General features: G+C 41.6%; 12 protein-coding genes and 1 tRNA gene. 7 read left to right on the top strand and 6 right to left on the bottom strand.

Annotated features, from left to right (window positions below; translation table 11 throughout):
• Window positions 1-4 precede the first annotated feature (4 nt).
• Window positions 5-1,213, bottom strand: coding sequence for a glycosyltransferase (locus tag HHL16_RS24100; RefSeq protein WP_169427889.1), 1,209 nt, complete (start codon window positions 1,211-1,213; stop codon window positions 5-7).
• A 449-nt stretch (window positions 1,214-1,662) separates the two neighbouring features.
• Between HHL16_RS24100 and HHL16_RS24095 the strand changes: the two genes are divergently transcribed.
• Complete coding sequence (locus HHL16_RS24095) at window positions 1,663-1,905, top strand: RNA-binding protein (protein WP_169427888.1); 243 nt, start codon at window positions 1,663-1,665, stop codon at window positions 1,903-1,905.
• A gap of 559 nt (window positions 1,906-2,464) precedes the next feature.
• Here HHL16_RS24095 and HHL16_RS24090 read toward each other — a convergent pair.
• Both HHL16_RS24090 and HHL16_RS24085 read right to left on the bottom strand, forming a co-directional pair.
• Window positions 2,465-2,779, bottom strand: coding sequence for an RNA-binding protein (locus HHL16_RS24090; protein WP_169427887.1), 315 nt, complete (start codon window positions 2,777-2,779; stop codon window positions 2,465-2,467).
• A 206-nt stretch (window positions 2,780-2,985) separates the two neighbouring features.
• Entirely contained in the window at window positions 2,986-3,234 is a 249-nt protein-coding gene (locus HHL16_RS24085; RefSeq protein WP_169427886.1) for a hypothetical protein, read from the bottom strand.
• An 815-nt stretch (window positions 3,235-4,049) separates the two neighbouring features.
• Here HHL16_RS24085 and HHL16_RS24080 point away from each other — a divergent pair.
• The gene (locus tag HHL16_RS24080) at window positions 4,050-5,864 is read left to right on the top strand and encodes an AAA family ATPase (protein WP_169427885.1); all 1,815 of its coding nucleotides are present in this window, start codon (window positions 4,050-4,052) and stop codon (window positions 5,862-5,864) included.
• A 72-nt stretch (window positions 5,865-5,936) separates the two neighbouring features.
• Here the strand turns inward: HHL16_RS24080 and HHL16_RS24075 are convergent.
• Window positions 5,937-6,010, bottom strand: a tRNA-Pro gene (locus HHL16_RS24075).
• Window positions 6,011-6,140: 130 nt separating this feature from the next.
• Here HHL16_RS24075 and HHL16_RS24070 point away from each other — a divergent pair.
• A complete protein-coding gene (locus HHL16_RS24070) occupies window positions 6,141-9,029 on the top strand; it encodes a sensor histidine kinase (RefSeq protein WP_169427884.1) in 2,889 nt (962 codons plus the stop codon).
• Window positions 9,026-9,769, top strand: coding sequence for a LytTR family DNA-binding domain-containing protein (locus HHL16_RS24065; RefSeq protein WP_169427883.1), 744 nt, complete (start codon window positions 9,026-9,028; stop codon window positions 9,767-9,769). Before HHL16_RS24070 ends, HHL16_RS24065 begins: the two co-directional genes overlap by 4 nt.
• Window positions 9,770-9,857: 88 nt before the next feature.
• Here the strand turns inward: HHL16_RS24065 and HHL16_RS24060 are convergent, their stop codons facing one another.
• Window positions 9,858-10,118 carry a hypothetical protein gene (locus tag HHL16_RS24060; protein WP_169427882.1) on the bottom strand — a complete coding sequence of 87 codons (261 nt, stop codon included), beginning with the start codon at window positions 10,116-10,118 and terminating at the stop codon, window positions 9,858-9,860.
• 5 nt (window positions 10,119-10,123) lie between these two features.
• Entirely contained in the window at window positions 10,124-10,291 is a 168-nt protein-coding gene (locus HHL16_RS24055; protein ID WP_169427881.1) for a hypothetical protein, read from the bottom strand.
• Window positions 10,292-10,367: 76 nt separating this feature from the next.
• Here HHL16_RS24055 and HHL16_RS24050 point away from each other — a divergent pair, with 76 nt between their 5' ends.
• From HHL16_RS24050 to HHL16_RS24040, 3 genes are all read left to right on the top strand, one after another.
• Window positions 10,368-11,252: a TraB/GumN family protein gene (locus HHL16_RS24050; protein WP_169427880.1), complete on the top strand. Its 885-nt coding sequence runs from the start codon at window positions 10,368-10,370 to the stop codon at window positions 11,250-11,252.
• A 117-nt stretch (window positions 11,253-11,369) separates the two neighbouring features.
• A complete protein-coding gene (locus HHL16_RS24045) occupies window positions 11,370-12,401 on the top strand; it encodes a bifunctional oligoribonuclease/PAP phosphatase NrnA (RefSeq protein ID WP_169427879.1) in 1,032 nt (343 codons plus the stop codon).
• 40 nt (window positions 12,402-12,441) lie between these two features.
• Complete coding sequence (locus tag HHL16_RS24040) at window positions 12,442-13,422, top strand: FKBP-type peptidyl-prolyl cis-trans isomerase (RefSeq protein ID WP_169427878.1); 981 nt, start codon at window positions 12,442-12,444, stop codon at window positions 13,420-13,422.
• Window positions 13,423-13,436: the final 14 nt, after the last annotated feature.

The raw sequence follows: 13,436 nt of genomic DNA, 5'->3' as shown, positions 1-13,436 counted from the left end.
TTTTTTACTGGTTAACAGACAAAATGGAAAAAGCTTTTGCCGGCGTCAACGGTCTTGCAAGTGTTTTGTTGAAAAGCTCGATGTGTTTTTCTGCCACATTTTTCCAGTTGGAGTTTCTTGTTTTTATGAAGGCACGGATGCCCATTTGAGTTCTTGAATTTTTATCCTGAAGCAGGCCAATGGCATTCTCTGCCAATTCATGCACTTCATTGGTTTGAAGGATAATGCCTGTTTTTTCATCGAGCATTTCCTGCGCAAGGACGAAAGCATTGGAAATAATGGCGCAGCCGGCACTCATTGCATACAGGAACGTACCACTCACTGCCTGATCGGGGTCTTTTGATGTGAACAGATATATATCGGTCAAAGCCAGATACTCCATCAATTTCTTAGTGGGTACATATTCATTTATCAGTCGTACGTTTTGCTGTAAATTGTTTTCGTCGATTATCTGCTGCAGATAATTCCTGTATGCCTCTCCTTCCCGGATCAACAGATTAGGATGGGTTTGCCCAATAACAATATAGATGGCTTCGGGAATCCGGGCACAGATCTCTTTCATTGCCAGTATGCCTTTTTCTATTCCTTTGTTGGGGCTCAGTAAACCAAAGGTGGTGAGTACAAGCTTATTCTCGAGATTATTGCTGATTTTCAGTTCCGCTTCACTCAGTCCTGTTCGGGCGTGTGTTCCATGAGGGATGATAGTGATCTTGTCGGAATCAATCTGGTAATCTTCAATCAGTAACCGGGAAGAGTTTCCAGTCATTACAATTACTTTTTCTGCCAGCATGGCGATCGCCCGAACAATCTGCAGCCTTTTTTGATCGGGGTCGGGCAGTACAGTATGGAATCGAATGATAAACGGCTTTTCCAGCATGGAGAGAAAGCCCAGTATATATTCTCCCATTTCGCCGCCAAACAAGCCAAATTCATGTTCAACGGAAACCAGTTCGATAGAACTGTCATTATTGATCAGTTGAGCAGTATCTATGCAAGATGCAAGTTGATGTGCATCCATTACCATCGTTACAGGGTATTTGAAGTGATTGGAAACTTTTGGGTTGCCAAGAGCGCAAATATTGATCACAAAATCATTGTTGCTGGCAGGTGTGATTGCATTCAGCAGATCCTCTGTAAAACTGGCTATTCCGCATTTTGAAGGAGGAAAGGTACTGATGAAAAGGATTTTTGACTGATGAGAAGATGTTATCATGCAGCTGTGTTTTTAAGATGAAGAAGAGTGTGACTAAAAGCTTGAGAAGACAGCATAGCATGCTAATGCACTTTACAGCGCAATAGATAATTAACTGATCTTAACAACAATGAACACGGTCAGTAGTTGGCGTTGTTCTCAAATCGACTGGACTTAATAGAAGAAGCAGTAAGAGATGCTTTCTGAAAGTAATTAAAGGTACCTTATTTAATCGGCAATAGCTATTAAAATATGGATACAGCTGGTTTGATTGAAGTTGTGCATCACATTTCCGGGGATTTGCACTTCGGAGGTAGTCAGGTAAATAAAAAACAATAACCCGATATTTGATCGTACCTTCCATCCGATATCAAATCAGGTACGATATCATTTCCTTCCTGACATCAAATCAGTCGGCTTCTTTATTCCTGCTGTTTCATCTGATCAACTTCACGTAAAATTTTTAAGGAATGAATATCTATGTTTCAAATCTAGGCCTCAACGTGCGAAATGAAGATCTGCAAAAGCGTTTTTCAACGTATGGCGAGGTTACTTCAGTAAATATTGTGATGGACAAAGTGACCAACCGGAGCCGAGGTTTTGCTTTTGTTGACATGAAAGAAACAGAAGAAGCGAAAAATGCTATTCGGGCATTGAATGGAGTAATGCTAGACAATCGCGTTATCAAAGTGAATGAAGCGAGTCAAGAATGAAGAGGTAAGCACTATTCATTATACATCCTGGCGTGAGCGTTTTCACGGTTAGGTATTTTTTATTAGGTTCATTCCGTGAATGTATCGTCTGGAGGAGTGTAGGGGAGTGTTGAAGAAACGATACCGGAAAGATTGGAATAGAAAACCCGCAAGAAAATTGAAAGTCAATTTTCTTGCGGGTTTTGTTGTCGGTATGGGGGCAAATTCCGAACCAGTACCTGGACGTTTTGATGGAATTCAACGGCTCACAAATACCCGATCGTTATACTCCACTGTGAAAAATTAGCTGTCTGTAAAACTTACATCCATTTACATACTTATTATCAGCTGTATGCTATTTATAAGCTGTATATTATCGTTTCTCTTATTTGAATGTAGGTTTGTATAAGCAATGACTGCTTCCACGAAATTCTTAAGTGATAAAAGAAGTCATGAAACACGTGGAGGTGTATGTTTGGATTCTGGTATCAGTTTGTTATAACCGAATTCAGGTAGGATCAATGGCGTGTAAAAAAGCAAAAAGCCCCTTTCGGGGCTTTGACCTATGGCTGAAATTAATTTAGTATCTATTTTGATTATAGCTACGACCATTATTGAAGTTTCCTCTGTCATTTCCACGGGAAGATCTTTCTTCCTTAGGTTTTGCCACGGAAACACTGATTGTTCTGTTCTCCACAGTAGCGCCATCAAGCTCAACAATTGCTTTTTGTGAAGCGGCTTCATCAGCCATTTCAACAAATCCGAACCCTCTTGATTTACCGGTTTCTCTGTCTGTGATAATTTTGGCAGAAACAACTTCTCCATAAGGAGTAAAAAAATCTTTCAGGTCTTCATTCTGTACGTTGAAGCTTAGGTTTGAAACAAAAATATTCATTTGTAAAGTTAACTGATTAAAAAAATTTCGAGGAAGGCAAAAAGTAAGGAACTAACTATAATGCAGTAAACTAAGCAATGTAATTAATGAATACTGATGCGAGGCTCAAATTAACAAACTGAAGATAACACTTTCTTATCAATTCCCAATTAATATTTATGGCCTTCCTGGTTTTGCAACCAGGAAGGCCATTGTTTTCAAGCTATTCATGGGAGCAATCCATTGATTGGAATGGCTTCCAGATAATGCCTTATTGCATTTGTATCCGGCAATATCCGGTATTCTTCAATGCTATGATCGGCCTTGTTGCAATAAGCTTCCACATAATAACAATCAAGCTGAAAAAGGAAAACAATAATGTCCGGATAAGTTCTCTGAGCTAAAACAACTGCATTGTTCATTACAGCGTTTTTTTTATCCATCTCATCTAAAAGAATAAATTCAGAAAGCTTCATAACGTTAATTTTAAAAGTTAACTAACAAAGGCTTGCTTACACTTGAAAACATCTGATGAACTAAGAAAAGCTGAGACTCAATAATTGCTGTACATAACAAATGGCAAAACCGGATACATTCCACCGGCATCTTATAAATAGCTTGAATCATGAAACGTCAATAGAAAGGAGGCTTTATTTGACGCAATAAACCGAGGCGGGATGAAGATACATATTTTAAATCAATGATGAAGCCATTGAATAGTCTTGAGATTTCGGGGTTTTGAATATTTTCTCATTGATACAATTGTAAAGTCAAAATTGCAGCCATATACAGGACTTTTGCCCCTATTTATTGAAAATTCTTTAATTGTTGGCGACTATAGAGCAATAATAACTGTATCAATAGTTTTTGTGTCGCTATGATTAAGCTGAAAAGCAGAAAAATTGCTGATAGAAATTTTTGGTACAAAGTATATTGAATACTCAAATCGGACAGAGGCATTAATTCCACATTTGCTATGAAAATACGAAAGCATACTAACAGATTTGATCTCTTAAAGGAGTCAATCAAGTAAAGGAGAATCGTCGATAACCAAACAGCTCCTAAATTCTTTAAACGACAAGCTTCTAACTTTCCACGTATCTATTTATTGTGAATTAGCATATTGTGTTTATCAAATAGCCTCCTTGTTTTAATAACATTACCTTGATAAATTAGCTTTTCACAGAAGAAGTTTGATAATTATCTCTTTAAATAGCATAAATAAATTTTGTAATTTAAGGGACAGAAGGTTTTCCTAAAAAGAATTACAACTTAATGATAAACAACTGAAATGCGCTACAAAAAATTTATTATAAAGGGGTTTAAGGGAATAAGTGAAGATATAGAATTCAATATAGCAAAGGAGTCAATTATTCCAATTATTGGAAAAAATGAAAGTGGTAAGACGACTTGCCTTGAGGCAATTTTTTCTTTTGACTACTCTAATGATGACGAAAATGATGGAAAGCATTTGAAGAATTTTGAAAATCTATATTCAACTATTGAAACTCCAGTGGCAGTTGTTGCTGAAATTTATATAGATGATGAAGAAAAATTAATCGGAGTTTTTCAGAACAAATTAAAGATTTACGAATCTGAATTTAATGCCCGTTTTCCTGATACAATTATTGATGTATTAAGTCATGAAGTTGAAGAAGAAAATGAAATAACGAATCGACATTTTGTAAAAGCATATCAATTACTGCATGGAAATGTTATCGGGTCAAAAAATAGCGTGAAAATTACTAGAGATTTGAGATCTCAAAAGTATACTATTGACTTATTAGGAAACTTGTTAAGTAAAGATGAATTAAATGAGTTGGCAATAGAGTTTGTTGTTCGTTTGCCCTACATCTTATTCTTCGATGATTTTCGGGATAGAATTCCTGAAAGGGTTTACATTGTACAAGAAGAGGATGAAAGTAGGTATTCAAAATGGATAAAATATATTGAAGAGTTATTCATCCAAACAAATGAAGGTTATTCGGTCTATGATTTGCCAATCAAAAGTGATAGCATCAGGCGTAGTATTGTTAAAGAAGTTGAAAAGAAGCTTAATAAGATTTTAACAGCAGAGTGGACGAAATATCAGTTTGACAATAGTGATGATATTCAAATTAAAATGGAGTATCAGAGTTTGGAAACTCCATATCTTCAATTTAAGGTAGTAGAAAAAATATTAATTAATGGTAGTTGGGAAGAACGATATTTCGATTTGCATGATAGAAGTAAGGGGTTTTACTGGTATTTTAATTTTATGTTCAAATTGCATTTCAATCCTAATAAAAGAAATAGAACAGATATAGATACGATTTATTTACTTGATGAACCTGGCTCGTATTTACATTCATTCGCACTAAATAAACTTGCAGAACAACTGAAAAGATTATCTACCAATAATAAAGTGATTTATTGTACGCATTTTCATAATCTCTTGAACCCTGATTTTATTCCAATCAATTCAATTAGGATAGCAGAAAAGATTAATCAAGGAAAAATTGCTTTACGCAGATTAGATGAATCTCAATTACTGAGATCATCTAAAAATTCGCCATTTCAGCCAATACTAGATGCTTTAGAAGTAAAGCCTCCAGTATTTGAATACAACTACGATAATATCATTTTGGTGGAGGGAATTTATGACTATTATTCCTTCAAAATGTTTACCTCTAGTTTCTTCTCTTACTTTCCATGTGTGAGTGCCTCTTCAATAATTAATCAAATCCCTTATATGGTATTCCTAGGGAAACAATACTTGGCTTTATGGGATAATGATGATGAGGGACGGGCAAGAATTCAGAAAGCTAAAGAACTCTTTGGCCCTTCTGAAGCAAATAGATTCTTACTGTTAGATACAATTTCGGAGACCCAGGTAACTAGGTTAGAAGAATTATTTGACACTAATGAAATCGCAAATTTTAATACAACCAAAATGAAAAGTAAAACTGTTTCACTTTATAAGGTAATAATTGAATTGTTTTTTTCTGGGAATAAACAAGAATTGATTGACCACTTTTTCCCAATCACGAAGAATAATTTTGCTAAGATAGAGCAACTCTTGAAGGCACAGCTTGAAAAGGCTCAAATTTTGACTTCATCGAACTAGGTATCCATTACAACAGAATTGTGTATACATACAAAAAGCCTTGGCGAATCACCAAGGCTTTTGTTAAAACTGTCGGGTGGACTGGATTCGAACCAGCGACCCCTTGCACCCCATGCAAGTGCGCTACCGGGCTGCGCCACCACCCGAACGATATAATCGGGGGTGCAAATATAGGGGTATTCTCATAACCAACCTATACTTCAGCCATTTACTCAAAAAAAATTCCACCCTGTATCCATTCAATCCTTCTCTGTATATTGCCTTTCTTTCTTTTTTATGCGCCTGATTCCTGTTCTGATTTACCTCCTTATTCTGTGCCCTGCCTTTCTCAAGGCTCAAACGCTGACCTATTCCCAATATTCCATCAAGGACGGTCTCGCAGGCAATCAGGTTTATTCCATCTGCCAGGATCAGCAAGGTTTTCTCTGGTTCGGTACTGAAACCGGCGTCAGCCGGTTCGACGGTTCAAAATTCAAAAATTTCACCATCAAAGATGGTCTGCCAGACAATGCAATCATAAAAGTTTTCACTGATTCCAGAGGAAGGGTTTGGCTCATTCCTTTCAATAAATCGATCTGCTATTACTACAAAGGCAAAATCTATAATCAGCAGAACGACTCCTTGCTTCGATCCATCAATTTCAAAAATCCGGTTCTGAAAATCCGGGAAACCGAAAGCGGCTCCCTTCTTTTTTTCAGCTTTCAGGATCTGCTGGAATTAAAACCCAATGGCAGGCTGAACTGGATCTCCGTCCTCCCCTCACACTTTTTTGATAGCCGTATCACGGAATTAACGCCTCCTGAAGAGTTCATCATAATGGATAGCATTTTCACATTTAGAAATGGGCAAATATCCTTTCTGAAAAAGACGTCACCCACTGCCATTTCCTTCAGATATGTTTACAACGATTTAGAAATCTGGCTGGAAGACAATAGCAATACCCTTATAATCAATTCTGAAAAGCGAAAACTGCATTACAGTATTCCATTCCCCATTATCAATACCATCACTCAGATCAATGATTCACTCTTCTCCATCAATACTGTCAAAGGAGCGCTTCTGCTGAATGTGTGTACTGGTAAAATCATCAGACATCTGATGCCAGACATGAACATTGCTTCTTATTTTATGGATAATGAAAGCAATATCTGGCTTACAACATTACCGGGAGGTCTGCTGAGAATCCACTCCGAACAATTTAGATGCATTACTTCAGACCCTTCAGGAAAACCGCTTTCCGTTACCTCCTTTTTCAAAAAGAAGAACGGCCTTATCATCGGTGCAGACAAAAAAGTATTTGAACTGGATGCCAACCTGAAACTCAGTCCTGTAGCGCTTCCTCCAAGTATCGACAGAGAAGTGACCCATATAGATCAACGGAATGGCAAATTCTATATCAGTGCCGGACACCTGCTCTTTGTAGGAACACCTCAATTGGGATTTGCTGAATACAATCTTTTTGGATCGATCAAGGAATTTGCATTTAACAAAGAAAATAACCCGATTGCAGTTACTTCATCGGGAGTGTATCTTGTTCCCAAAATCAAACCTAAACAATACCCGCCTATTTACAAAGGTCGTACCACCACAATTGTAATTCACAATGACACCTGCTGGTTCGGTACTGTACATGGACTTTACAGATTAGGACATGATCTTGTTTCTCATTGGTTGGGTGATCTCACTCCTGAACTGCAGGATAGAATTACCGCCATCGAAGTCGATAAATATGGCCAGTTCTGGGTAGCAACCGCCGGCAAAGGCGTGGTAGCGATGAAGAACAATCGCATCGTTTACCGTATCAACAGCAATCATGGCCTCAGCAGCGATGCCGTTCACTGTATTGAACCTGACGATGACGGCTCTATCTGGTTAGGCACCGATAAAGGAGTGGATCATATCACTTTCTCCGGCGGACAACCGAATGTCAGCAACAGATTATACGCAGATGGCATCGTTTCAGGCTTTGTAAACGCCGTTGCCAGCAAAGGCGACACCATTTTTGCAGGTACGCCCGAAGGGATATTTCTCTTCAACAAAAAAGCTGTACCCATCAATTCGCAATGCAAATTGATTTTGCAGGAAGTTATCTCCGCCGGCAAATCAGTTGAATCTGCAGGCATACCCGACATGAAATATGGTGCAGGCAATCTCACCATTCGTTACACTGCCATTTCCTTCAAATCAGCTGGTCACATCACCTATCATTACAGACTCAAAGGACTCGACACTGTATGGAAACAAACCGAGCTGCAATCCCTCGAATTCATTTCACTTCCTCCCGGTGAATATGAACTTGAATTGTTTGCCACCAATAAATTCAATGTAAACAGCGACACCATTCATCTTCACTGGACCGTCTATCCCAGATTCTGGCAGAAAGGCTGGTTCCTGCTGCTCGTATTGCTCGCCGCCATTCTGCTTACCCGCTATCTCGTAAAAAGAAAAAACAGAATCGAGCACAACAAAAAAGAACAGGAACGCAGTACCAAACTCCGCATTCAGCAACTGGAACAAAAAGCCATGCTGGCTCAAATGAATCCGCATTTTATTTTCAACAGCATGCACGCCGTTCAGGAGTTCATTCTCGATAAAGACATTCTCAGTGCGAACCGTTATCTCAACAGCTTTGCCCGCCTTATCAGGCAAACCCTCGATCAGTCGATGCGGCCTTATCTGTCGCTCAGTGAAGAAATTGAATACCTTACCACGTACTTCAAGCTGGAGCAGCTTCGGTTCTCGCATCAATTCGACTATGAGTTCATTATACAGGAGTCTGTAAATCCGGAAGAGATTTTCATACCCTGTCTGTTGCTTCAACCCATTATCGAAAATGCGATCGGCCATGGCATTCAGCATAGAATTCAAAAAGCGGGAGGCAGGGTAGTAGTGGAGTTCAGCATCGAAGGCAATCAACTGATCTGCAGTGTCCGCGATAATGGGCTGGGTTTCGAAGCGGTGCAGGCACTAAAAACCGATCAGCATATAGAGCATCAGTCCAGAGGCATGCAACTCACGCGAGACAGAATTGCCCTGCTCGGAAAAAGCCTTTCCGCACCGGCCGGTTTGCTCATCAAAGACATAATAAAGAATAATGCTGTAGAAGGAACTGAAATAATTTTGCAACTGCCATTGATCACTACTCCAAACATTATACCTGCATGATAGATGCCATAATTGTAGACGACGAATCCAGAAATATTTCCATTCTCAAAAAAATGCTGGCAGGCTATTGTCCGGAAGTACGCGTGATCGGAGAGGCCGGCAATGCAGCGGAAACCATCAGTTTACTGCAGACGCTGAAACCTCAGTTGCTTTTTCTGGATATCCAGATGCCCGGCCAGAACGCATTCAATCTGCTCGATGAGATCATGCCGGTGAATTTCGACATCATATTCGTAACTGCATTCGACAGCTATGCGCTCAAAGCATTCAAATATAACGCCATCGACTACCTGCTGAAACCGGTAAGTATCGACGATCTGCAGGAGGCCGTAAAGAAAGTGCTCCAGCGAACAGCCGGCGCCGACCTGAACCAAAAACTGGAAGGGCTTTTGCAGGAATTATCCGCACAACAGCAGCAAAAAAAGATCACCCTGCACACGCAGGAAGGAATGTACTTTTTCAACTATGCCGATATAGTGCTTTGCATTGCAGAAGGATCGTATACCCGGTTCGAGCTATCCAGCGGAAAGAATATGCTGGTATCGGGAACACTGAAAAAATTTGAAGCCCTGCTGCCCGAACATTTGTTTCTGAGGATACACAGCTCCTATATTGTGAATGCCAATCATATTAAAAAATACCACAATGGAAAGGGCGGATATGTAGAACTGACCAATGGAAAAACTGCAGAAGTATCCGTGAGAAAGAAGGCTGAATTCCTCAGCCATTTTCGCCAGTAAACACAACAACACTGCGCCATTGCTTAAACTGCCTAAAACTAAAAGGTGTGCCAGCAAACTGGCACACCTTTTAAATATTGTATCGGCGCTATTTTACAATTGATTCAACCACCTGCACAATCAACGCTACCAATGCGGTATCTGGCTGATTGGCTCCGGGCTGATCGGGATTCACAATAATTGCACGGTAGTTCCTTTCTTCATCTGGTTCGAGCTGTATTTCAACGCCTTCCACATCTACCAGAATTCTGTGAGTATAGCCAAATGATTGTACACTGGCAGGAAAACTCATTTCTTTACCCTTCCAGGTAACAGGAATTTCAAATCCGTCTTCGGCTGCTGTGCTCATACTACTTAACTTCCTCTGGTTCCGCCTGTTTTGGTGATCTTTTTGGAAAAGCCGCCGCCCAGTTTACCGCCGGGTTTGCTGATGAATTTAGATCCGTTTGCAGACTGCATACCGGTACTGTTCTTCTTTCCCTTTTTATCGTTCTTCCCTTTGTTGTTACTCGTTAACGACATATTCTTTCGGTTTTGATTCGTAACAAATATAATAGTTCCCCGCAGTTTCTCAGTAATTTGCTGAAAATTTCGGTTTATGAAGAAATCCGGACTGGCAGTGCTGCTGACCATCGGTACCCTGTTCACATTTGCCCAAAAACCTGCACAATCGCCCCAAAAAACCCTGCTCTGGGAAATCTCAGGCAAAGGAATGGCCAAGCCATCTTACCTGTATGGCACCATGCACATCCTCTGCGAAACAGACGCCACCCTCAGCGAAAACCTGAAAAAGATCATCCAGAGCTGCGATGCCATCTGCTTTGAGCTGGATATGGACAATCAGGAAGAAACCCTCGGTTTTCTGAAATACGCCAAAATGAGCAACGATCAGAAACTGCAGGATCTCATCACTCCCGAAGAATTCGCCCGCATCGAAAAATACTTTCAGGATAATAAGGTGATGATGCCGCTGGCCATGCTCACCAAATTCAAGCCACTGTTCATCACCAGCCTTCTCAGTGAGCGGCTGATGGACTGCCCGAAGAAGAAAAGCATGGAGGAAGCGATCATGAGCGAAGGCCGCAAGTACAATAAAGAAGTGAAGGGCATCGAAACCGTGGCTTATCAGGCCGGCCTGTTCGACAGCATTCCCTATAAAAAGCAGGCACAGGATCTGGTAACGTATATCGACAGCATCGGCAACTACAAAAAAGCCACCGAAGATCTTACCGAAGTATACAAAAAGCAGGACCTGGAGAAGATGGATGAGCTGATCAAAAAAAGTGATCCTGGCATCAGCGATTACATGGACATCCTTCTTTACAACCGCAATGCCAACTGGAGCCACGATATCACCAATATCAATCAGGAGGGCAGGAGCTCGGTACTGTTCGCCGTTGGCGCAGGCCATCTCGGCGGCGAAAAAGGAGTGATCAGCCTGCTTCGCAAGAAGGGCTTCAAGGTAAAGCCGCTCCCCAACTGATATTGACGGCCCGCAGTTTTTGGCCGGGTTCCATCAAAACAAATACAGCAGCGCATCCGGCGGCCGGATATTCCTTTTGGCCGTTGCGCTTTATTTATGCAAATTTGCCTCCGTTTTATGCAAGCAATCCAGGAAATATACCCGTTACTCACCACGCCCCGCAAAGTGGTGATCACCATGCACCAGAAACCCGATGCAGATGCCATGGGCTCCGCGCTGGGATTGTATCATTTTTTGATTCAGCTGAACCATCAGGTGACCGTGATCTCCCCAACCAACTGGGCCAAATGGCTCAACTGGATGCCGGGATGCGATAAGGTGGTAGACTTTGAACTCACCCGCGAAAAAGCAGAAGGCATTCTCGACGAAGCTGAGTGGGTGTTCTGTCTCGACTTCAACATACTGCTCCGCACCAAACATATGGCGCCTAAACTGAAAGCGCTGAATGTTACGCGGATTCTCATAGATCACCACGCAGAGCCCGATACGCCCACTTTTGCCTACGGCATCAGCGACACATCCAAAAGCTCTACCAGCGAAATGATCTACGACTTCATTGTTGATGCAGGTTACAAACACATGCTCAACAAAGAAGTGGCACAGTGCCTGTATGCCGGGGTAATGACGGATACCGGATCGTTCCGGTTCCCCGCAACCAGCGCTGCGGTGCACCGTATGATTGCTGATTTTAAAGATCAGGGGCTTGATCATACCAAAGTTCATGAGCATATTTACGATAACTATCTTGAGAACAGGCTTCGCTTTATCGGCCATGTACTGTTGCACAGGATGGAGATCTATTACGAATACAACACTGCACTGATTGCCATCACCAAAAAAGATCTGCAGCGCTACGAGATCAAAACAGGTGATACCGAAGGGCTGGTGAACTATCCGCTGAGCATTCAGGGCATCCGTCTGGCGGCCATTGTGATAGACCGCGACGAAGAAAGAAAATGGAGTTTCCGCAGCAAAGGCGACTTCGATGTAAACACTTTCGCGCGCAAATATTTTGAAGGCGGTGGCCACTTCAATGCAGCCGGCGGCCGCAGCAGTGCTTCGCTGGAAGATACAGTAGCCAGATTCATAGAAGTGGTGCACGAAAATGCAGCCTCACTTCAGGAAGAGCATTCATCAACAAAATCATAACATTAACATCATTAAAGAAGGTAATCAATAAAATTCCAGCATGAAAAAAACAACCATTCTTCTCAGCAGCCTGGTAGTAGCGCTCGGTTTCGCAGCCTGCTCTGGTGGCGGTTTCAAGAAAACCAAAAGCGGCCTGCTGTATAAGATAGAGTCTTCAGACAAATCACAGCCGACAGTGAAACGTGGCAATATCATGAAACTCTTCTATGTGCAGAAAACTGCAGATACTACTTTCAGCACCAACCAGGGTCAGATGCCTATGTATGCTCCGGTTGACAGCGTAGGTCCCGATTACAATCCGGCTGAAGTGTTCCCGCTGTTGCGCAAGGGAGACAGTGTTACCATTGTGATGCTCCCCGATACGCTGATCAAGAAAGGTGCTCAGCTGCCTGCTTACATCAAGCGTAAAGACAAGATCATGCTCTGCCTGAAAATCGTAGACGTGTTCTCTTCTGACAGCCTCGCCAGCGTAGACCGCGAAGCAGAGTTCAAGAAAGAAGAAACAAGAATGAAGGCTGCAGCAGAAGTTCAGAAAGTGAAAGATCTGGAAGGACTGGAAGCTTACATCAAAAAGAACAATATCAACGCTACCAAAACTGCAGGTGGGGTGTTCTACGAGATCACTTCTACCCAAAATGGTCAGGCGATCGATACAGGCGATCAGGTTTCTATCAAATACTCTGGTTACAACACTGATGGCAAATACTTCGATTCGAATATGGACAGCACCAAACAATTCCAGCCGCATCCGCTCGATCCCTTCACTTTTGAAGCGGGCAGAGGTGGTGCAATCCCCGGAATGGTGGAAGCTATCCTGCATTTCAAGAAAGGAGACAAAGGCCGCATGCTGATCCCTTCTACACTGGGTTATGGTGCAAATCCACGTCCTGGTGGTCCTATCAAAGCAAACGAAAACCTCATCTTCGACATCGAAGTGGTTGACGTGAAGAAACCATCTGCTGCACCTGCAGTAGTAGCTCCCGCAGCTCCTCATGGCGCTGGTGATGGACACAAACACTAATTCAGGTTACTGAA

This window comes from Pseudoflavitalea sp. G-6-1-2 (assembly GCF_012927185.1).
Classification (GTDB): Bacteria; Bacteroidota; Bacteroidia; order Chitinophagales; family Chitinophagaceae; genus Pseudobacter.
This window is presented reverse-complemented; position numbering and strand designations above follow the sequence as displayed.